Here is a 19,673-nt window from a genome sequence, read left to right on the forward strand (position 1 = left end):
GTGCAGACCAGGCCGCGCGGCGTGGAGATCAACGGCCCGATCGGGTTCAGCAAGAGCCACCCGTTCCTCGAGCACTTCCGCTCCCTCAACGACCTGCTCACGCGCACCACCGGTGCCGCGCCGAAGTTCACCATCCCCGCGCCCACCGTGCTCGATTTCCGCCTCGAGCCCGCGCACATCGACTCCGAGACCTACTCCGGTCGCGACGCGATCCTCGACGACCTCGTCCTGGCATACCGCGATGCCGTCGCCGCGTTCTACGACGCCGGCGCCCGCTACCTCCAGTTCGACGACACCGCATGGGCGTACCTCTGTTCCGAGGTCGAGCTGGCCAAGGCCCGCGAGCGCGGCATCGAGACCGACGGCATCGCCGAGCGGTACGGATCGCTGCTCAACCGCATCCTCGAGGGCAAGCCCGACGATCTGGTCGTGACGACCCACGTCTGCCGGGGCAACTTCCGCTCGACCTGGATCTCATCCGGGGGCTACGAGCCGGTCGCCGAGCAGCTGCTCGGGGTCGTGAACTACGACGGCTACTTCCTCGAGTACGACAGCGACCGCGCCGGAGGGTTCGAACCCCTGCGCTTCCTTCCCGAGGGTGACAAGACCGTCGTGCTCGGGCTCATCACGACCAAGAGCGGTGAGCTCGAGAACATCGAAGCGACGAAGAAGCGCATCGACGAGGCATCCGCGTTCGCGCCCCTCGAGCAGCTCGCGCTCAGCCCGCAGTGCGGCTTCGCCTCGACCGAGGAGGGCAACGAGCTCACCGAGGACGAGCAGTGGGCGAAGATCCGCGAGGTCGTCGCCATCGCGGACGACGTCTGGCGCTGAGCCTCGCCCTCTCCCGCCTCTCCCCCTCCCTCTCCCCCTCCCTCTCCCTCTCCCGCCTCTCCCTCTCCCGCGCACGAACTTCGGAGAATGTCGCGAAGTTCGGATCATTCGAGGCGATTCGGCCGATCGAGGCGCAATTCTCCGAAGCTGATGCAGGTGGATGCAGCGGATCCGGGCGGATGCCGCGGGTCGGGGCGCTTCGTCTCGCGTCGCGGTTCCTGAGCGAGCGAAGCGAGACGAAGGGCGCTCAGCGACCGAGCTCAGCGACCGGGTGGGTCAGGGCTGCGGCGGCATGTCGACCACGGGTGTGCCGTGGGTGTGGAACGTCTCGATCGTCTTCATGCCCCACGCCTGGCCCTTCTTGCGCTCCTCCTGGCTCCACTCCACGACCGGCTGGTCGGGGTCGAGCAGGAGGCGGGCGCCGGCGTTGGCGAACTCGATGCGGTTGCCGCCGGGCTCGTAGACGTATAGGAAGAACGTCTGGTTGATGGCGTGCTTGTGCGGACCGGACTCGATGTGGATGCCGTTCTCGAGGAAGATGTCGGCCGCCTTCAGGATGTCTTCCCGGGTGTCGGGCGCGAAGGCGATGTGGTGCAGGCGGTTGCCGTGCTTCGTCCAGTCGTCGGAGTAGACCACGTCGTAGGACTTCAGGCTGAAGTGGAACCACCACGCAGCGAAGCGTCCGTCGTCGTTGCGGATTCGCTCGCTCTCCCGGCCGCCGAGCGCCTCCGCGACGAACCGGCCGTTGGCCTCGACATCCTTCGCGAGGTAGTTGATGTGATCCAGACGCCGCGCGTTGACGCCCCGGCCCGGGAACGCGGATGCCTGGTTCTTGAGCGCGGGCTTGTCGTCGGTCGCGACGTACCGCTCGCTCTCGTAGTAGATGCCCATCGAGTGACCATCGGGGTCACGGAACATGTACGTGGGCCCGGTTCCCACCTCGCCGTCCACCCAGCCCTCGCCGAGGCCGGTGCCCTCGATCGCCTCCACCCGCCGCGCGAGCGCCTCGGCGCTCGTCGTGCGAAAGGTCGTGCGCCCCACGCCCGCGGCATCCGACGCCGTCAGCTTGATCGTGTAGAGCTCGTACTCGTCCCACGTGCGGAGGAACACCGAGCGCTCGTGCTCGGCGACGACACGCATCGCGAGCAGGTCGCGGAAGAACCACAGGCTCTCGTCGAAGGACGGCGTGAGCAGTTCGACGCTGCCGATGTGCGCGGTGTCGAACGAAGTGAAGTCGGTCATGACGTCCTCTCTGACGGGGCGGGAGACGAGGTTTACAGGCGGGGGCGCGGGAACACCACGCCGTCGAAGAGCTTGCGGGCGGTGCGGAGGGCTGCGGAGCGGGTGACCGTCCATTCGTCACCGGATGCCTGCACCGAGACGTCCACGTCGAAATGGCCGGTCGGGTGCTCGATCACGAACGGCTCGCCCGGCGCCGGAAGGGTCACGAGGTCGTGCCCCACGCCGCCCTCGGGGATGAGCCCGGCCGCGACGGTGAGCGCCCCGAGCACGCCGATGGACGTGTGCACGCGGACGGGGAGGAAGCTGCGCGTCGAGACCGCGCCGCCGTGGGATGCCGCCGATACCAGCACGAGCTTGGGCACCGTCGTCGCGGAGACATCGCCCATGCCCATGAGCGACGCGGCCCCGCGACGGATGGCCGCGAGCCTCTCTGTGAGGCCGGCGTCCGCCTCGAGCTCGGCGGGGGTTTCCGTACCCGCGACGCCGAGGTCGGCGGCGCGCATGAGCACCGTCGGCATTCCGTTGTCGACGCACGTCACGCGCACGCCCTCGACCTCGTCGGCAACCCGTCCCGTGGGGAACAGGGCGCCGGTGGACGAGCCGGCCGTACCTTCGAAGTCGAGCGAAATCGCGCCGGCCGTGCCCGGGACGCCGTCGATCGCCAGGTCGCCGTCGTAGTCGACCGCTCCCCCCGGCGTCGCGAACGTGGCGGTCGCGATCGATTTCGTGTTGACCATGCGGATCCGCACGCTCGTGCGCTCGCCCTGGGCCGGAACGAGGCCGCGCTCGAGGGCGAAGGGACCGACGCCGGCGAGGATGTTGCCGCAGTTCTGCCTGTCGGTGACGAAGGCCTCGTCGACCCCGAGCTGGAGGAAGAGGTAGTCGACATCGGTGTCGCCGCCCTCCGATCGCGAGATCACCGCGACCTTGCTCGTCAGCGGGTGCGCGCCGCCGAGCCCGTCGATCTGCCGAGGATCGGGCGTTCCCATGATGCGCAGGAGCAGCGCGTCGCGCTCGGCCGCATCGGCGGGAAGATCCTCGGCGAGGAAGTACGCGCCCTTCGACGTTCCGCCGCGCATCAGAAGGCAGCGGATGCCGTCAGCCTCGCCCATGACCGGCCTCGTATTCCATCTGCGTCATATACGTCACGCCCAGATCTCTCAGCACCGGGCGCAGCTCGTTGCGGTCAAGACTGAGCTCGCCCTGCCGATAGGCGGCGCGGGAGGCCGCTTCCCTCTCGGCCCGTGCGTCGGCGGCGGCGAGCGTCTGCTCGGCGTTCGCCCGCGGAACGCAGAGCACGCCGTCGTCGTCGGCGACGATGATGTCGCCCGGTCGGACGGACACCCCGCCGACGACGATCGGCACGTTCACCGAACCCGGGGTGTCCTTCACCGTGCCCTGCGCGCTGACCGCGCCTGACCAGACCGGAAACCCCATGGCGCGCAGGTCTGCGACATCTCGGACGCCTCCGGTCGTGACGAGTCCGCGCACGCCGCGCCGCTGGAGGGCGGTCGCGAAGAGCTCGCCGAACGAACCGTCGAGCGAAGGGGAAACCGTCGTGACGACGAGGATGTCGCCGTCGCGGCACTGCTCGACCGCCGCGTGGATCATGAGGTTATCGCCCGGCCAGCACAGGGCGGTCACAGCCGCGCCCGCGATTCGTGCCCCGACCTGACGAGGGTGAAGGGCCGTGCCGGCCAGGCCCCGGCGACCCATCGCCTCGTGCACGGTCGCGACCCCGTGGGCACCGAGCGCGGCCGTGGTCGCGGCATCCGCCCTCGTGATGTCGGTGACGACGACGTTGTTCCGGCTCATTCGAGCACATCCGTCACCTGCGGGTAGTAGCGCATGTACGCCTCGCCCAGCGTCTCGTGCGGCAGGCCGAGGTTGGGCCCCGCGTTGCGCTTGACCTGCACGCCCCGGCGGATCGCGAGCTGCGTGTAGTACTCCCACATGTGCTTCTGCGCGGGAAGGCATTCCATCGCCTTGCGCTTCAACGGAAAGGCGGCGGTGACATCGAGCAGGACGTTCGGCTTGAAGTCGCTCTGCTCGGGCTGGTGCGGCTCGAAGAAGAACACCGGCGGGGCGCCGATGATCTCGTCCTTCGTCGGGAAGGAGCCGTCGGAATTCGCGACGCCTATCGCCTGCGCCAGCACGCGCGCCTGCAGCGCCATGCGCGCGGCGGCGGCGTGATCGCCGTTGTAGGGGTCGGACAGGGGATGCGTCAGCACGACCGTCGGCTGCGCGCGGCGATACACGTCCACGAGCTTCTGAATCGCCTCCGGAGCCTCGATGAGCGGGTAGTCGCCGAGGTCGAGGAACTCCACCTCGGCGCCGAGGGCCGCCGCGGCATCCTCTGCCTCGGCGCGGCGGATCGCCTTGATCTCATCGAGCGGTTTTCCCTGCAGCCACTGACTGGCCGACTCCCCGCGCTCGCCATACGAGAGGCACACGACCACGGCGCGCTCCCCGCGCATGGTGGCGGCCGCGATCGCCCCTCCGGCGCGCCAGACGAAGTCTCCGGCGTGGGCGCTGACGACGAGCAGCGTGGGCGTGGACTCGGCCATGGGGGCTCCGATCTGCGGGGCGGTTCGCGAACGGGGGCGCTGGCGGCCGGGTCGAACGTCGGAAGCCGCCCGCGAAGGAAAGCGAACCACACCCTGGTGCAATGGTCAAGATTCTGTCTACAATCTTGGCGACGAAACGAATCCGGATGCTGGCAGGCCTGCGCGTCGGATCCGACCAAGACGAGGGAGTCCGCATGTCGAATGCACCATCGAGCCCGGCCACGCGGCAATCCCTCCAGGATGCGATCGACCGCGCCGGCTCTCCGGTGCAGCTGCTCCGAGACGCGCAAGCCCGCCCGACCGTCTTTCCCGTCGCCGCCGAGTTCAGCAACTGGCGCTCCGAGCAGCACGCCTGGCGGGACTCCTGCGCGCTGCTCGACCAGTCGCACCACATGACCGACCTCTTTCTGCGCGGACCCGACGCCGGCGCGCTCCTCGAGCACCTCGCGGTCAACAGCTTCGCGAACTTCCCCATCGACCGAGCGAAGCAGTTCGTGGCGGTGAACGACGACGGTCACCTCATCGGCGACGCGATCCTCGCCCACATCGACGACGACTATTACGACCTGGTCGGCCACCAGATGGTGATCGACTGGGCGCAGTTCCATGCCGAGACCGGCGATTGGGATGTCGAGATCACCCGCGACGGCAACTCGATCGTGCGGCCCGGTGCGCCCGCGCTCTTCCGCTACGAGCTGCAGGGCCCCGCGGCATTGCCGATCATGGAGCGGCTCATCGGGGGCGAGGTGCCTCGCATCGGGTTCTTCCATATGGCGCGATTCACAATCGCCGGGCTGCAGGTGCGCGGCATCCGCCACGGCATGGCCGGTCAGCCGGGCTTCGAGCTCTTCGGCGCGTTCGGCGACGGCGAGCGCGTGCTCGAGGCGATCCTCGAGGCCGGCGCGGACCACGGCCTGGTGCGCGTGGGCGCAAAGGGATACTCCACCGCCAACCTCGAGTCCGGCTGGGTGCCCTCTCCGCTCCCCGCCATCTTCTCGGGCGAGGCCACGGCGGACTACCGCCGCTGGCTGCCCGCCACGAGCGCCGGATCCCTGGGCGGCAGCTTCGCCTCCGACCGCATCGAGGACTACTACCTCACCCCGTGGGACCTCGACTACGGGCGCACGATCGCTTTCGACCACGACTTCGTGGGCCGCGACGCGCTCGAGCGGCTCGCGGAGGGTGCGCACCGGCGCAAGGTGACCCTCGAGTGGAACGCCGACGATGTCCGCGGCGTCTGGGGCTCCCTGCTGGAGGACGGACTCCCCGCCAAATACATGGAGATGCCGAAGTCCCGCTACGCGCTGTACCAGGTCGACCGCGTCCGGATCGGCGATGCCACCGTCGGGCAGTCGTTCGACTGCGGCTACATCGCGAACGAGCAGGCATACGTGTCGCTAGCGACGCTCGGCGCCGAACACGCCGAGGTCGGCACCGAGGTGACGGTGACCTGGGGCGAGCAGCCGAACTCGCGAAAGCCGCAGGTCGAGCCGCACCGACAGGTGGATGTGCGGGCGACCGTCGCCCCCTGGCCGTACGTGCGCGAGGCGCGCGAGCAGTACCGCAAGTCGTGACCCGACCACCCCCGATCGAGCACGACCGATAAGGAAGAAGGCGAAGACATGGCAGGGAATCTGCAGGAGCTGCTCGACGAGAAGGGCGACACCGTCGGGATGCTGCGCGACTCGCAGCTCGGAACGTACATCTATCCCGTGGTGCCGGCGGAGTTCACGAACTGGCGTCGCGAGCAGAAGGCGTGGCGGGAGACGGCCGTGCTTTTCGACCAGTCCCACCACATGGTGAATTTCTTCATGTCGGGCCCGGGCGCGCTGCGGCTGATCTCCGACACCGGCATCAACAGCTTCGCGAACTTCCCCGTCGACACGGCGAAGCAGTTCGTGCCGACGGCCTCGAACGGCGGCGTCATCGGCGACGGCATCCTGTTCCACGAAGCACAAGAGGACTACGTCTACGTCGGGCGCGCGCCGGCGGCGAACTGGCTGCAGTTCCACGCCGAAACCGGCGGGTACGACGTCGAGGTACGGTACGACGACCGCTCCCCCTCGCGTCCGTACGGCGCGGCGGTGCAGCGCCAGTACTACCGCTTCCAGATCCAGGGGCCCAACGCGTGGCAGATCATCGAGAAGTTCGCGGGGGGACCGGTCGAGCAGGTGAAGTTCTTCCATATGGGCCACCTCGAGGTCGGCGGAGCGCGGGTGCGAACCCTGCGGCACGGCATGGCGGGCGCCCCGGGCCTGGAGATCTGGGGTCCGTATCAAGATCACGGCCGCATCCGCGACGCGGTGCTCGCGGCCGGCGCCGAATTCGGCCTCGAGCCGTGCGGTTCGCGCGCCTACTCGTCGAACACGCTGGAGTCGGGCTGGATCCCCTCGCCCCTTCCCGCGATCTACTCGGGCGCCGAGGAGCGGGCGTACCGGGAATGGCTGCCCGCGGACAGCTACGAGGCGATCAATGCCCTCGCCGGTTCGTTCGTCTCGAGCGACATCGAGGACTACTACCTGAATCCGTGGGAGCTCGGCTACGGCTCGTTCGTCCGGTTCGATCACGACTTCATCGGCCGCGAGGCCTTGGAGCGGGTCGACCGCGAGAGCCAGCGCAAGAAGGTGACCCTGGCGTGGAACGACGAAGACCTTGCGAGGATCCTCGCCTCCCCCATCGACCGCGACGGGCCCGGCTACCAGTTCTTCGACCTCCCGAATGCGAACTACGGCTCGTCGAACTACGACTCCGTGGTCGATGCCGACGGCGACGTAGTGGGGCTGTCGCTGTTCACGGGCATCACCGCGAACGAGCGCCGTGGGCTCTCGCTCGCGACGGTCGACGCCGACGTGCCGATCGGCACCGAGGTGCGAGTCGTCTGGGGCGAGCCCGGGGGCGGCTCGAAGAAGACGACGGTGGAGCCGCACGAGCAGATCGCCGCCCGGGCAATCGTCAGCCCTGCGCCCTATGCCGAGACCGCCCGCACCGAGTACCACGGGGGCTGGCGCTCGGGGAGCAAGGGCTGAGCCGCCCGGCTACGCGTCGCGCTCGCCGTTGATCCGCTCGAACCAGCTGAGCGTGGCGCGCGTCATATCGGCGGGCCGGCCGGTCGCTTCGATGACGCCGAGCGCGTCGCGCACCTCCTGCTCACGACGCACGGCGTGCTGGTACGTGCCCTGGACGAGCCGGTCGACGAGGTCGCGGCCGTCCGGTCCGAGTTCCCCCGCCATCTGGTCGAGGAGCCACTGCTCGGCCCCGATCGCGCGCGCGGCGCCGACGCCCTCGATCATGAGCGCGGCGAGGCCCTTCATGAAGACGCTCCGAAGCAGCTTGAGCCGAGCGGCCTCGCCCGCCGCAGCGTCGAGGACGACGATCGGGACCCCGAGAGGTCGGAGCTGGTCGGCGAGCGCAGGGGCTCCCGCCCCGCTCGCCAGGAGCCCGGTGCGAATCCCGATTCGCTGCACCGGCGCGAGCACGGCGACATCGGCCATCGCAACCCCCATCCGCGCGGCCTCGGTCGCGATCTCGCCCTTCACCTGGGGAGAGGCGGTGTTGAGGTCGGCGTACACCGCGCCCCGGCCGGCGAACGGCAGCGCCTGGGCGGCGACAGCGGAGGCGGAGGCGCCGCCGACGAGGCTCAGCACGACGTCGGCGCCGTGCAGCGCCTCCTGCAGCGTGGTGAGCTGGCGGAGGTCGGGGTCGCCGAGCCTGCGGTGCTCGTCGTAGCCGCACACGTGCGCACCCGCCGCGAGCAGGCCGCGGGCGTACACCCGCCCGGCCTCGCCGAGGCCGAGGATCGCGATCGTCGTCATGGCGCCATTCACCCTAGACGACCTCGTCGCCGCGAGCACCCGCGCCGGGCGGCCGCGACGTCAGCGCACCGGCCGTCGCGCGGTACTCCTGCGAACGCACGGACGTCGTCGTCAGAGTAACTCCCCGGCCGTCGCGGGGACCCTCGTCCCTCCGGGGGAGAAGGTGCTCATGTTCCTCGGCGCGGCGAATCGCGACCCCCGGCGGTGGGCGAATCCCGACCGCTTCGATCTGTCGAGGGACCCCTCCGGCCACGTGGCGTTCGGGATGGGGCTGCACCAGTGCGTGGGTCAGCACATCGCCCGCTGCGAAGCGACGGCGGTGCTGGGCGCGCTGCTCGACCGCGGCGCTTCGATCGAGCTGACGGCACCGCCGCACCGCCACCTGAACAACACCCTGCGCGGCTGGGAGAGCATGCCCGTGCGGGTTGCACTCGCGGCCGAGATGACGGTTGAATAAAGATCGACTCGTTCACGCCAAAATCGTTGACAATCTGCCCGCGCGTCCGTACCGTCCCATCACAGGGATGCACGCGAACCCACGCGGTGCAGACGCGCATCTCGGTCGGCAAAGAGGCACGACGCGGAAAGGCAGGCGATGGCCGCACGATTAACCCTGCAGCAGGTCAACCTCCGCTTCGGCGGAGTGAAGGTGCTGGAAGACGTCGGGTTCGAGGTCGAGCCGGGCGAGGTCTTCGGCCTGGTCGGCCCGAACGGCGCCGGCAAGACCTCGCTCTTCAACTGCATCAGCGGGCACTACCGCCCCTCCTCGGGCACGATCCGCATCGATGACGAGGATGTGCTGTCGAAGGCCCCGTGGCGCCTCTCGCGCATCGGCCTCGCCCGCACCTTCCAGCATCCGGCCCTCCAGCTGCACGCGACCGTGCTCGAGAACGTGATGCTCGGGGCCCATCCCCGCCTCCGCCGCGGACCGATCGCGTGGTCGCTGCGCATTCCCCCGACCGGCAAGGACGAGCGCACCCTCCGCGCCGAGGCGCTCGAACTGCTCGATCGCTTCGGGCTCGGGTGGGCAGCATCGCGCACACCCGACGAGATGTCGCACGGACTGCACAAGGGCATCGAGCTGTGCCGCGCCATGCTCCTGCGCCCGCGCCTCCTGCTGCTGGACGAGCCCGCAGCGGGCCTCCCCCACGCCGAGGTCGACGGCTTCATCGAGCAGGTGCGGCGGATGCGCGCCGACTTCGACGTCACGATCGTGATCGTCGAACACCACATGGGGCTGATCTCCGCCCTCACCGATCGCGTCGTCGTGCTCGACCACGGCCGCAAGCTCATGGAGGGCACCGCCGCACAGGCGCAGGCCGACGCGCGCGTGATCGAGGCGTACATCGGAAAGGATGCGGCCAGTGACGCTGCTTGAGCTGACCGAGGTGACCGCGTTCTACGGGCCCGTCCAGGTGCTCGACACGGTCTCCCTCAGCGTGCCGGACGGCGGCGCCGTCGGCATCCTCGGCGCCAACGGCGCGGGAAAGACCACGACGCTTCGCGCGATCAGCGGGTCGGTCCGCTCGGGCGGGCGCATCACCTTCGACGGACAGAGCCTGCACGGGCTCCGCCCCGAGCAGGTCGCGGCGCGCGGCATCGCGCACGTGCCGGAAGGCCGGGGGACGCTCGGGCAGCTGACGGTGCGCGAGAACCTGCGGGTAGGCGCCTACCGCCGCAAAGACAAGGGCGTCGCCGCCGATGTCGACTACTGCCTCGACCTGTTCCCGCAGCTCAAGGAGCGCATCACATCCACCGCCTCCACGCTCTCCGGCGGCGAGCAGCAGATGCTCGCCATCGCCCGCGCGGTCATGGCCAAGCCGCGCCTGCTGATGCTCGACGAGGCATCCCTCGGGCTCGCCCCCAGCACGGGCAAGTCGGTGTACGAGGCGATCCGTCGCCTGCGGCTGGACTCCGGGATCGCGATGCTCGTCGTCGAGCAGAACGCCAACCTCGCCTTCACGCTCGTCGACACCGCCACCGTGCTCGAGACCGGCCGCAACGTGCTCACGGGGACCTCCGCCGAACTCAAGGGCATGGACGAGATCCGCCGCGCCTACCTGGGGGGCTGACCATGGGCACCTTCATCCAGCTCGTCGTCGACGGCCTTTCGATCGGTTCGATCTACGCGGCCCTCGCCCTCGCCATCGTGCTCGTGAACCAGGCGACCGGCCTCATCAACTTCGCCCAGGGCGGCATGGCCGTGCTCTCGGCCTACATCGCGTTCGCGTTCACGCAGCTCGGCGCGCCCGTGCTGCTTGCCATCGTCATCTCGATCGTCGTGTCGTTCGTCTACGGCGGACTGATAGAGCGGTTCCTGATCCGGCGATTCGAGGGTGGCGACGCCGATACGGCGGTCGTCGTCACGATCGGCCTGCTCACCCTCATCACCGGCGTCTGCGGCTGGATCTGGGGCTTCAACAACCGCCAGTTCCCGTCGCTGTTCCCCCTCGACACCGTGAACGTCGCCGGGGCGGTCGTCAGCATCCGATCGCTCGGAACCTTCTTCGCGATCGTGGCCATCATGCTGGTGCTGCAGCTGCTCTTTCGCGGCACGAAGCTCGGCCTGGCGCTGCGGGCGGTGGCGGTGAACCCGAACTCGGCGGCGCTCTCCGGCCTCCCGGTCGGGCGCCTCCTCATGATCGGCTGGGGGCTCGCCGCTGCGCTGGGCGCCGTCGCCGGCTCGCTCGTGGCCCCCCAGCTCACCCTGACGCCGGGCATGCTCGACACCGCGCTCGTCTACGCCCTCGCCGCCGTCATCATCGGCGGCCTGAACAGCCCGATCGGGGCCGTGCTCGCTGCCTGGGCGATCGGGGTGCTCGAGAACCTCGCCGCCGTCTACGTGCCGCTGATCGGCTACGACCTCAAGATCGCGGTGCCGTTCATCATCGTGTTCGTCGTCCTCTTCCTCCGACCGCAGGGCCTGTTCGGCCGGAAAGTCGTGGTGCGCGTCTGATGTCCTCGCTCTCGCGTCTGCTGCGCACCCCGTGGGTGCAGGTCGTGCTGTTCGCCGTGATCGCCGTGCTGCTCGTCATGGCACCCCTCGTCCTTCCGGTGTTCGGCAACCAGACCCTTATCCGGATCGGCGTCTACGCCGTCGCCGTGCTCGGCCTCAACATCGTCATGGGCTACGCGGGACAGGTCTCGCTGGGCCAGATCTTCTTCGTCGGACTCGGCGCGTACGTCACCGCGTACGGCGTCAACGCCGGCTGGAACATCACCATCGTGTTCGTGCTCGCGTGCCTCGTCCCCGGCCTCGCCGGCCTGATCGTGGCCCTCGCCGCGGCGCGTCTCGGCGGGCTGGCGATCGCGATGGTCACGATCGCCCTGCCCATCGTGGGGCTTCCCCTGGCCAAGCGACTGGACGAGCTCACCGGCGGATCTCAGGGCACCTCCGCCCGGTTCTCCGGCGCCCCCGACTGGAGCGGCCTCGACGACGACCAGTGGCAGTACTACATCGTGGCCGCCATCACGGTCGCGGCGTTCCTCCTCGCCCGCAACCTCGTGCGCGGCAAGTTCGGTCGGGCCCTCGTGATCGTGAAGGACAACGAGGCGGTCGCCACGTCGATGGGCATCTCGCCCTATCGCTACAAAGTGCTCGCGTTCACGATCGCGTCGCTCTACGGCGGTGCCAGCGGCTTCCTCTACATGGTGGCGGTGCAGTACACCTCGCCCGAGACCATGAACTTCGGGCACTCCATCAGCCTCGTCGCCGCCATGGTGATCGGCGGCGCGGCCAGCATCGCGGGCTCTCTCATCGGCGGCGCGTATTACGTGCTCGTGCCGCAGTTCACCAACACGATCGATGCAAGCCTGACCCTCGTCATCCAGGGGATCATCCTGCTCGCGGTGCTCTTCCTCCTCCCCGGCGGGCTCGTCTCGCTCCCCCGTGCCATCCGCCGGCTCGTCCGCCGCGGACGCGGCGGCGCTCGCACGGGACCGCCACCGACGACGGGGTCGACCCCGCAAACCACTCCACCGCCTCCCGCAGAGGCCGCGGTGGAGGGACCCGAGAACACAGAGAGGCAAGGTCAATCATGAACATTGGAAAGCGGAGTCGGGGTGCCATCGGAGCCGTAGCCATGGCATCCGTCCTCGCCCTCGCCATATCCGGCTGCGCGCGCGGCGGCGGCGACACCGACGGCGGCGATGGTGCCGCAGAGGCGAGCCCGGGCATCACCGACACGAGTATCACGCTGGGCATCACGAGCCCCCTCTCCGGCCCCACGGCGGGCCCGGGCAACTGCACGGTCGACGGCGCCCTGGCGTACTTCGGTGCGAAGAACGACGCGGGTGGCATCGAGTTCGGCGACGGCAAGACCAGGACGGTCGAGATCAAGTCGTACGACGACACGTACGACCCGCAGAAGGCCCTGGCGAACTTCCAGCAGATGGTCGCCGACGGTGTCTTCGCGGCCGGCATCGGTCTCGGAACGCCCACCAACCGGGCCTGGCGCGAGGCAGCGATCGACGAGGGAGTGCCACAGGTGCTCGTGATGACCGGCGACCCGCTCTTCAGCGACCGGTCGGAGAGCCCGATGCAGATCGGACTCGTGCCGATCTACCAGCAGGAGGGCGCGGCGTTCGGTGAGCTGCTCGCCGCATCCAGCGACGACCACAAGGTCGCCATCCTGTCGCAGAACGACGATTACGGCGATGGTTACGTGGAGGGCTTCAAAGAGGCGATCGCGGATGCCGAGAACATCGAGATCGTCGGCGAGCTGACCTACGAGGCCACCGACACGAGCGTCGACGCTCAGCTGACCGAGCTGGCGGCAACCGGTGCCGACGTGTTCTTCAACGCGATGTCGATCACCCCGCTCGTGATCTCGTCGCTGCAGAAGACGCAGCAGGTGGGCTGGCTTCCGAGCTGGTTCCTGCCGTCGAACACCTCGAGCCCGACGGCGATCCTCGAGCCCGGCGGCGGCGCCGCGTTCCCCGGCATCTACTCGGTGTCGTTCTCCCAGTCGGCGGCCGCACCGCCGTTCCAGGAGAGCGAAGAGGGCAAGGCCTTCCTCGCGGCCATCGACCAGTACACGGATCAGGACGGCGTGCCTGCCTTCCCGCACTGCGTCTGGAGCTGGATCGCGGCGGCGACGCTCGAGCAGGCCTTCGCGAAGATGGAGGAACCGACCCGCGAGAGCTTCATGGAGGCCCTGATGAGCATCCAGGGCTTCGAGGCGCCGTTCATGCTCGAGGGCTCCGTCATCGACACCACGGTCGACGGCAAGCCGGCGGTGTCGGACGTGCAGGTGCAGAAGTACAACGGCAAGGGCTACGCGACGGCCGAGCAGTTCGGCTGAGCTCACGCGAGCGCGGAAGGCCCGGCCGACGACTCGGCCGGGCTTTTCGTCTCTGCGGGGGGTTCAGTCCATGCCGCGGAGCACGTGGACGATGCCCTCGAGGTGGGCGCGCGTCGCCGCCTCTGCCGCCTCGGGATCGCGCGCGATCATCGCGTCGATGATCGCGATGTGCTCGGGCGCGGACTGCGCGGCGCGGCCCGGATGGAACGCGAGGCGGAACTGGTGGCGGGCCGACTGCGCGCGGAGGCGCTCGAGCAGCTGGGTGGCGGTCGCGTGCCGGCTGAGGTCGCGGATCCGTCGATCCATGTCTTGATTCAGCCGCGCGTACTCCATCAGGTTGCCGGATTCGACCGCGTTCTCGATCTCCTTCTTCAGCCCCCGCAGCTCGGCGACATCGGCATCCGTCACGTTCTCGGCGGCCTTCCGCGCGCACAGCGTCTCGAGGCCGATGCGCACCTCGACGATCTCCACCGCTTCGTCGATGCTGATCGCGCGCACCCGCGCCCCGCGATTCGGGAGCCGCTCCACGAGACCTTCGTTGGCGAGGTTCAGCAGGGCCGTGCGCACGGCGGCGCGGGACGCGTCGTAGCGCTCGCTGATGTCGGCTTCGATCAGTCGCTGGTGCGGGGCGAACTGCCCACCGAGAATCGCCTCGCGGATCTGCCGCGTGAGGTCGGTGCGCGCAAGAGCCTCCCCCGGCCCGATGACGGCGACCTCCGATGCGTCAGCCATACGACCCCCTCGCCATCGACTGTGCGGGCGCATGGCCCTCTCCTGTTCGAGGGTACAAGCCGATGCCCCGATATTGCATACGAAATGCGTGCAGATCTTGTCTGCAATCCTGCGGATGGGGGTGTGTGCGGGCAGAAGGAGCGGTCGATTTCGCACTCGTCAACCAAAGTTGACATAGATGTGTGCGTCAACTATGGTTGACAACCGGATGCCCCGACCGGGGCGCCGGAAGGGGTTCCACCGTGAGCGGCGACATCCGCACCCTCATCGGTGCCGCACCGGAGGGCGCCCCCATCGCCGAGCTGCACCGTCTCGCCGCCGTGCGGCGCGAGTTGGCGCAGGCCGAGGAGGTCCAAGTGCGGCGAGCCCGCATCCAGGGCTACTCGTGGCAGGCGATCGCCGCGGCCCTGGGCGTGACCCGGCAGGCCGTCCACAAGAAGTACGGTCGAAGGTGACCCCCGACGAACCCAGAGGTACCACCGTGTCTGTCGATGCCCCCGTAAAACCTTCCACCCCGTCCCGCCGCCGGGGCCGCAAAGCGCCCGAAGGGCCGCGCGCCACGTTCGGGCAGCTGCTGCCTTTCCTCTTCGAGCACAAGCGCGTGCTGGTGTTCGTCGCCGTGCTGAGCGTGCTCGGCGCGATCGCGTCGCTCGCTCAGCCGCTTCTCGTCGGTCAGGTGATCGAGCGCGTGCAGGCCGGCGACACGCTCGGATACCTCGTCTGGTTGCTGATCGCCCTCGTCGTCGCGTCATCCATCATCTCGGGATACCAGCACTACCTCCTGCAGCGCACCGGCACGGCCGTCGTCTACTCCAGTCGCCGCAAGCTCATCGCGCGCATCCTGCACCTGCCGATCAGCGAGTTCGACGCCCGCCGCACGGGCGACCTCGTGTCCCGGGTCGGCACCGACACGACGCTCCTCTACGCCGTGCTCACCCAGGGCCTCGCCGACGCCGTCGGGAACGCGCTCATCTTCGTCGGGGCGCTCATCGCCATGGCGATCATCGACCCGATCCTGCTCGGGCTCATCATCGTGGTGATCGGCATCTCGGTCGCCGTCGTGGTGCTGCTCAGCGGCCGCATCCGCACGGCATCCACCGAGCAGCAGGTGAAGGTCGGCGAGCTCGCGTCGGGGGTCGAACGGGTCATCGGATCCATCCGCACCGTCCGCGCGGCGGGTGCCACCGATCGCGAGGTCGCCGATGTCAGCGCGATGGCCACCGATGTCTACGGGGTCGGGGTGCGCATCGCCAAGGTGTCGGCCCTCGTCGTGCCGATCGCGGGAATCGCCCTGCAGGTGTCGCTGCTCGTGGTGCTCGGCGTCGGCGGCTTCCGCGTCGCCTCCGGGGCGATCACGATCGCGAGCCTCGTGACGTTCATCATGTTCCTCTTCATGATGATCGCGCCGCTCGCCTCGACGTTCGGGGCGATCACCTCCGTCAACCAGGCGCTCGGTGCGCTCGGCCGCATCCAAGAGGTGCTCGACCTGCCGACCGAGTCGCAGTCCGACCCCGAGATCGCGGCGGCCCTTCGACAGGCTCAGGGACCGGTGGCGGCTCAGGGACCCGCAGCGGCCGCGGGGGGCTCGCGGGCGGGCGAGGCCGCGGCGATCGCGTTCCGCGACGTGCGGTTCCGCTATCCGGAGGCCGTCGTCGCGGCGCGCGAGGCCGCCGCCGCCGAGGCGCGCGCCGTGCTGGAGCAGGCGCACCTCGACCACGCGTCCGACGCCGGCCCGCCGCCGCCCGGCATCGACCGCGACGTGCTGCGAGGCGTGTCGTTCGACGTGCCGCGCGGAGCCCGCGTCGCCCTCGTCGGCCCGAGCGGGGCCGGCAAGAGCACGGTGCTCTCGCTCATCGAGCGCTTCTACGACCCCACCGAGGGCAGCATCCTGCTCGGCGGACACGACATCCGCACGATCGATCGCGAAGCCCTCCGGGCGCAATTCGGCTACGTCGAGCAGGATGCCCCGACGCTGGCCGGCACGATCGCCGAGAACCTGCGGCTCGGCTCTCCCGAGGCGAGCGACGCGGAGTGCGAGCGTGTGCTGCACGCCGTCAACCTCACCGAAGTGCTCGAGCGCGATCCGCAGGGGCTCGAGGCTCCCGTCGGCGAGGACGGCGTCATGCTCTCCGGCGGAGAGCGCCAGCGGCTCGCGATCGCCCGCGCCCTCCTGGCCGCTCCCCCGATCCTGCTGCTCGACGAGTCGACGTCATCCCTCGACGGCGTCAACGAGCAGCGGATGCGGGACGCCATCGACGCGGTGGCCTCGGGGCGCACGCTCATCGTGATCGCGCACCGCCTGTCGACCGTCGTCGACAGCGATCTCATCGTCGTGCTCGACCACGGCAGGGTCATCGGCCAGGGCACGCACTCCGAACTCGTGGCGTCGACGCCGCTCTACCGCGACCTCGCGAGGCACCAGCTTCTGGTGTAGCCCGGCACCGCGCGTGTCCCACTTCAGCCGCTAACCGACGCCCGGGAACCGGCCCAACTGGGACATGCAACGCCGTCACCAGCACGATGTCCCAGTTCGGCCCCTTCCGGGAACCCGCGAAGCGGCCGAACTGGGACATGGGCGCGGGGTAGCAGAAGGGCACCGCGTGGCACGCGACGCGCGTCAAACGGCTAGCGCTGCGCGGCCTTCAGCCGGTAGCGCAGCGCCGAGAGCTCGGACTGCAGGGCAGCGGGAATGCGACCGCCGAAGGTCTCGTAGAACTCCTCGGTGAGATCTGCCTCGTGCAGCCACGACGCAGGGTCGATCGCGAAGAGCTCGTGCAGGTCTTCGTCGGGAACGTCGATGCCCTCGAGGTTGAGGTCCGAGGTCTTGGGCAGGCGCCCGACCGGGCTGTCGACCGCGCCGACCTCGCCCTTGATGCGGCGGATGATCCAGTCGATGACCCGCGCGTTGTCGCCGAAGCCGGGCCACAGGAATCGGCCGTCGGCACCCTTGCGAAACCAGTTGACCTGGAAGATGCGGGGCGCGCGGTCGAAGCGCAGGGTGCTGCCGACCTTCAGCCAGTGCCCGAAGTAGTCGGCCATGTTGTAACCGCAGAAGGGCAGCATGGCGAACGGGTCCCGGCGCAGCTCGCCGACCGTTCCCTCGGCGGCGGCGGTGCGCTCCGATGAGATCGTCGAGCCGAGGAAGACGCCGTGGGTCCAGTCGGTGGCCTCGACGACGAGCGGAACGTTGGTCGCGCGGCGACCGCCGAAGAGGATGACATCGAGGGGCACGCCCTGCGGGGCCTCCCAGTCCGAGGAGATCTGCGGGCACTGCCCGGCCGAGACGGTGAAGCGCGAATTCGGGTGCGCGGCGGGACGACCCAGCTCGGGCGTCCAGGGGTTGCCCTCCCAGTCGGTGAGGTGCGACGGCGCCTCGTCGGTGAGCCCCTCCCACCAGACGTCGCCGTCGGGGCGGAGCGCGACGTTCGTGAAGATCGTGTTGCCCCACAGGGTCTCGATCGCGGTGACATTGGTCGATTCGCCGGTGCCGGGCGCCACGCCGAAGAAACCGGCCTCGGGATTGATGGCCCAGAGCCGGCCGTCCTCGCCGGGACGGATCCAGGCGATGTCGTCGCCGAGGGTCTCGACGCGCCAGCCGGGGATGGTGGGGCGAAGCATCGCGAGGTTCGTCTTGCCGCATGCCGAGGGGAACGCCGCCGCGACGTGGTAGGCCCTGCCCTGCGGGTCGATGACGCGGATGAGCAGCATGTGCTCGGCGAGCCAGCCCTCGTCACGGCCGATGACCGACGCGATGCGCAGAGCGAAGCACTTCTTGGCCAGGATCGCGTTGCCGCCGTACCCCGAGCCGAACGACCACACCTCGAGGGTGTCGGGGAAGTGCACGATGTACTTCTCGTCGTTGCACGGCCACGCGGCATCCGTCTCTCCGGCCGCGAGCGGTGCGCCCACCGAGTGCACCGTCTTGACCCATGGCCGCCCCTCGGCGATGAGCTTCGTCACCTGGTCGCCGACGCGGGTCATGATGCCCATCGACGTCACGGCGTAGGCGCTGTCGGTCACCTGCACGCCGATGTGCGAGAGCGGGCCGCCGACCGGGCCCATCGAGAACGGGACGACGTACATCGTGCGTCCGCGCATGCTGCCTTCGAACAGCGGGGCGATCGTCGCGCGGATCTCGGCGGGCGCGACCCAGTTGTTGGTCGGTCCGGCGTCTTCTTCGCGCTCCGAGGCGATGTAGGTGCGGCCCTCGGTGCGGGCGACGTCGCTCGGGTGCGACCGGGCGAGGTACGAGCCGGGGCGCCACTCGGGGTTGAGCTTGATGAGCTTGCCCTCGTCGACGAGTCGACGCAGCAGCGCGTCGTTCTCGGCGCGGGAGCCGTCCACCCAGTGGATGGATTCGGGCTGGGTCAGCGCGGCGATCTCGTCGACCCACGCGAACAGCTCGTTCAGGCCGTCACCATCGATCGCCGGACGCTTGCCGAATTCCGCGCCGGCGGGTGCCAGCGGGCGGGCGCTGCGGGGGGCGCTTCGCGTGAAGGTGTCGGCAAGGGCCATGGTCACTCCTCTTCGATCGGTTCAGATCGGTGGTCTTCCTCCACTATGCGAGCTATTCCCGGGATTTACGACAGGAATCCCGCTCAAAAAACCGACTTCTTTCGCTATCATCAAAGAATGGTGCCCACGTCCCTCGAACTGTCCACGCTCGGTCACCGCATCCGCCACGAGCGGGTCGCTCGGGGCTTCACGCTCGACGAGCTCGGCGAACTCGTCGGTGTCGCCGGCAGCCAGCTCAGCCTCATCGAGAACGGCAAGCGCGAGCCCAAGCTCTCACTCCTGCAGGCGATCGCGGCAGCCACGGGCGTCGAGGTCACCGACCTGCTGTCGTCCGAACCGCCGAACCGGCGCGCGGCGCTGGAGATCGAACTGGAGCGGGCGCAATCCAGCTCGATCTTCCGCCAGCTCGGGATTCCGCCCGTCCGGGTGACCAAGGGCATCCCGGACGAGACGATCGAGTCGATCCTTGGCCTGCACCGCGAACTGCAGCGTCGCGAGCGCGAAGCGATCGCGACTCCCGAAGAGGCACGCCGGGCGAACACCGAACTGCGACTGCGGATGCGCGAGGGCGACAACTATCTCGGCGACATCGAGCAGCTCGCCGAGAAGCAGCTCAAGGCCGCGGGCCACGTCTCGGGGGCGCTGACGCACCGCACGGTGAGCATCATGGC

At 69.3% G+C, this 19,673-nt stretch carries 19 protein-coding genes; 12 read left to right on the plus strand and 7 right to left on the minus strand.

The features are described from left to right. Window positions 1–831 (plus strand): 5-methyltetrahydropteroyltriglutamate--homocysteine S-methyltransferase (locus tag VNT50_RS00565; RefSeq protein ID WP_325483162.1); only part of this gene is annotated, 831 nt, incomplete at its 5' end. Window positions 832–1,107: 276 nt separating this feature from the next. Here VNT50_RS00565 and VNT50_RS00570 read toward each other — a convergent pair. From VNT50_RS00570 to VNT50_RS00585, 4 genes are read right to left on the minus strand one after another with little or no spacing between them, the layout of a single operon-like run. After that, on the minus strand, window positions 1,108–2,073 hold the full coding sequence (locus tag VNT50_RS00570) for a VOC family protein (RefSeq protein WP_325483163.1): 966 nt from the start codon (window positions 2,071–2,073) through the stop codon (window positions 1,108–1,110). Between the two features lie 32 nt (window positions 2,074–2,105). Then, window positions 2,106–3,185: a 4-oxalomesaconate tautomerase gene (locus tag VNT50_RS00575; protein WP_325483164.1), complete on the minus strand. Its 1,080-nt coding sequence runs from the start codon at window positions 3,183–3,185 to the stop codon at window positions 2,106–2,108. After that, window positions 3,172–3,888: a 4-carboxy-4-hydroxy-2-oxoadipate aldolase/oxaloacetate decarboxylase gene (locus VNT50_RS00580; protein WP_325483165.1), complete on the minus strand. Its 717-nt coding sequence runs from the start codon at window positions 3,886–3,888 to the stop codon at window positions 3,172–3,174. The genes VNT50_RS00575 and VNT50_RS00580 overlap by 14 nt, the downstream gene beginning before the upstream one ends. Then, window positions 3,885–4,640: a PIG-L deacetylase family protein gene (locus tag VNT50_RS00585; protein WP_325483166.1), complete on the minus strand. Its 756-nt coding sequence runs from the start codon at window positions 4,638–4,640 to the stop codon at window positions 3,885–3,887. Before VNT50_RS00585 ends, VNT50_RS00580 begins: the two co-directional genes overlap by 4 nt. 194 nt (window positions 4,641–4,834) lie before the next feature. Between VNT50_RS00585 and VNT50_RS00590 the strand changes: the two genes are divergently transcribed. Then, a complete protein-coding gene (locus VNT50_RS00590; protein WP_325483167.1) occupies window positions 4,835–6,214 on the plus strand; it encodes an aminomethyl transferase family protein in 1,380 nt (459 codons plus the stop codon). A gap of 48 nt (window positions 6,215–6,262) precedes the next feature. Next, the gene (gene ligM / locus VNT50_RS00595; protein WP_325483168.1) at window positions 6,263–7,666 is read left to right on the plus strand and encodes a vanillate/3-O-methylgallate O-demethylase; all 1,404 of its coding nucleotides are present in this window, start codon (window positions 6,263–6,265) and stop codon (window positions 7,664–7,666) included. A gap of 9 nt (window positions 7,667–7,675) precedes the next feature. Here the strand turns inward: ligM and VNT50_RS00600 are convergent, their stop codons facing one another. Continuing rightward, window positions 7,676–8,452, minus strand: a complete 777-nt coding sequence (locus VNT50_RS00600) for an NAD(P)-dependent oxidoreductase (RefSeq protein ID WP_325483169.1) — start codon at window positions 8,450–8,452, stop codon at window positions 7,676–7,678. Between VNT50_RS00600 and VNT50_RS00605 the strand changes: the two genes are divergently transcribed. The 6 genes from VNT50_RS00605 to VNT50_RS00630 all read left to right on the plus strand — a co-directional run bounded on the left by VNT50_RS00605 (window position 8,451) and on the right by VNT50_RS00630 (window position 13,755). Further along, a complete protein-coding gene (locus VNT50_RS00605; RefSeq protein ID WP_325483170.1) occupies window positions 8,451–8,909 on the plus strand; it encodes a cytochrome P450 in 459 nt (152 codons plus the stop codon). The genes VNT50_RS00600 and VNT50_RS00605 overlap by 2 nt on opposite strands. Window positions 8,910–9,047: 138 nt before the next feature. Next, a complete protein-coding gene (locus VNT50_RS00610) occupies window positions 9,048–9,830 on the plus strand; it encodes an ABC transporter ATP-binding protein (protein ID WP_325483171.1) in 783 nt (260 codons plus the stop codon). Then, on the plus strand, window positions 9,808–10,524 hold the full coding sequence (locus VNT50_RS00615; protein WP_325483172.1) for an ABC transporter ATP-binding protein: 717 nt from the start codon (window positions 9,808–9,810) through the stop codon (window positions 10,522–10,524). Before VNT50_RS00610 ends, VNT50_RS00615 begins: the two co-directional genes overlap by 23 nt. A 2-nt stretch (window positions 10,525–10,526) precedes the next feature. Continuing rightward, window positions 10,527–11,408 (plus strand): branched-chain amino acid ABC transporter permease, encoded by an 882-nt coding sequence (locus VNT50_RS00620; RefSeq protein WP_325483173.1) that lies wholly within the window; start codon window positions 10,527–10,529, stop codon window positions 11,406–11,408. After that, entirely contained in the window at window positions 11,408–12,493 is a 1,086-nt protein-coding gene (locus tag VNT50_RS00625) for a branched-chain amino acid ABC transporter permease (RefSeq protein WP_325483174.1), read from the plus strand. Before VNT50_RS00620 ends, VNT50_RS00625 begins: the two co-directional genes overlap by 1 nt. 41 nt (window positions 12,494–12,534) lie before the next feature. Next, entirely contained in the window at window positions 12,535–13,755 is a 1,221-nt protein-coding gene (locus tag VNT50_RS00630; protein WP_325483175.1) for an ABC transporter substrate-binding protein, read from the plus strand. 63 nt (window positions 13,756–13,818) lie between these two features. On the opposite strand, the gene VNT50_RS00635 is transcribed toward VNT50_RS00630, so the two are convergent. Next, a complete protein-coding gene (locus VNT50_RS00635; RefSeq protein ID WP_325483176.1) occupies window positions 13,819–14,487 on the minus strand; it encodes a GntR family transcriptional regulator in 669 nt (222 codons plus the stop codon). A gap of 242 nt (window positions 14,488–14,729) precedes the next feature. Here VNT50_RS00635 and VNT50_RS00640 point away from each other — a divergent pair, with 242 nt between their 5' ends. Together VNT50_RS00640 and VNT50_RS00645 are read left to right on the plus strand one after the other, a co-directional pair. Beyond that, complete coding sequence (locus VNT50_RS00640) at window positions 14,730–14,942, plus strand: AsnC family protein (RefSeq protein WP_491715927.1); 213 nt, start codon at window positions 14,730–14,732, stop codon at window positions 14,940–14,942. A 26-nt stretch (window positions 14,943–14,968) separates the two neighbouring features. Further along, entirely contained in the window at window positions 14,969–16,921 is a 1,953-nt protein-coding gene (locus tag VNT50_RS00645; protein WP_325483177.1) for an ABC transporter ATP-binding protein, read from the plus strand. A gap of 191 nt (window positions 16,922–17,112) precedes the next feature. Here VNT50_RS00645 and VNT50_RS00650 read toward each other — a convergent pair whose 3' ends face one another. Beyond that, window positions 17,113–19,002 (minus strand): phosphoenolpyruvate carboxykinase (GTP), encoded by a 1,890-nt coding sequence (locus VNT50_RS00650; RefSeq protein ID WP_325483178.1) that lies wholly within the window; start codon window positions 19,000–19,002, stop codon window positions 17,113–17,115. Between the two features lie 117 nt (window positions 19,003–19,119). Here VNT50_RS00650 and VNT50_RS00655 point away from each other — a divergent pair. Next, on the plus strand, window positions 19,120–19,673 hold a 554-nt coding region (locus tag VNT50_RS00655), incomplete at its 3' end, for a helix-turn-helix domain-containing protein (protein WP_325483179.1).

Source organism: Microbacterium sp., from assembly GCF_035554235.1.
Lineage (GTDB): Bacteria > Actinomycetota > Actinomycetes > Actinomycetales > Microbacteriaceae > Microbacterium.

Excerpts from the sequence above, each read along its gene's own strand:
- VNT50_RS00590 (WP_325483167.1), top strand. The coding sequence starts at position 4,835 with ATGTCGAATGCACCATCGAGCCCGGCCACGCGGCAATCCCTCCAGGAT.
- VNT50_RS00600 (WP_325483169.1), bottom strand. The coding sequence starts at position 8,452 with ATGACGACGATCGCGATCCTCGGCCTCGGCGAGGCCGGGCGGGTGTAC.
- ligM (WP_325483168.1), top strand. The coding sequence starts at position 6,263 with ATGGCAGGGAATCTGCAGGAGCTGCTCGACGAGAAGGGCGACACCGTC.
- VNT50_RS00625 (WP_325483174.1), top strand. The coding sequence starts at position 11,408 with ATGTCCTCGCTCTCGCGTCTGCTGCGCACCCCGTGGGTGCAGGTCGTG.
- VNT50_RS00630 (WP_325483175.1), top strand. The coding sequence starts at position 12,535 with ATGGCATCCGTCCTCGCCCTCGCCATATCCGGCTGCGCGCGCGGCGGC.
- VNT50_RS00605 (WP_325483170.1), top strand. The coding sequence starts at position 8,451 with ATGGCGCCATTCACCCTAGACGACCTCGTCGCCGCGAGCACCCGCGCC.
- VNT50_RS00650 (WP_325483178.1), bottom strand. The coding sequence starts at position 19,002 with ATGGCCCTTGCCGACACCTTCACGCGAAGCGCCCCCCGCAGCGCCCGC.
- VNT50_RS00635 (WP_325483176.1), bottom strand. The coding sequence starts at position 14,487 with ATGGCTGACGCATCGGAGGTCGCCGTCATCGGGCCGGGGGAGGCTCTT.
- VNT50_RS00610 (WP_325483171.1), top strand. The coding sequence starts at position 9,048 with ATGGCCGCACGATTAACCCTGCAGCAGGTCAACCTCCGCTTCGGCGGA.
- VNT50_RS00615 (WP_325483172.1), top strand. The coding sequence starts at position 9,808 with ATGCGGCCAGTGACGCTGCTTGAGCTGACCGAGGTGACCGCGTTCTAC.
- VNT50_RS00570 (WP_325483163.1), bottom strand. The coding sequence starts at position 2,073 with ATGACCGACTTCACTTCGTTCGACACCGCGCACATCGGCAGCGTCGAA.
- VNT50_RS00620 (WP_325483173.1), top strand. The coding sequence starts at position 10,527 with ATGGGCACCTTCATCCAGCTCGTCGTCGACGGCCTTTCGATCGGTTCG.
- VNT50_RS00580 (WP_325483165.1), bottom strand. The coding sequence starts at position 3,888 with ATGAGCCGGAACAACGTCGTCGTCACCGACATCACGAGGGCGGATGCC.
- VNT50_RS00575 (WP_325483164.1), bottom strand. The coding sequence starts at position 3,185 with ATGGGCGAGGCTGACGGCATCCGCTGCCTTCTGATGCGCGGCGGAACG.
- VNT50_RS00585 (WP_325483166.1), bottom strand. The coding sequence starts at position 4,640 with ATGGCCGAGTCCACGCCCACGCTGCTCGTCGTCAGCGCCCACGCCGGA.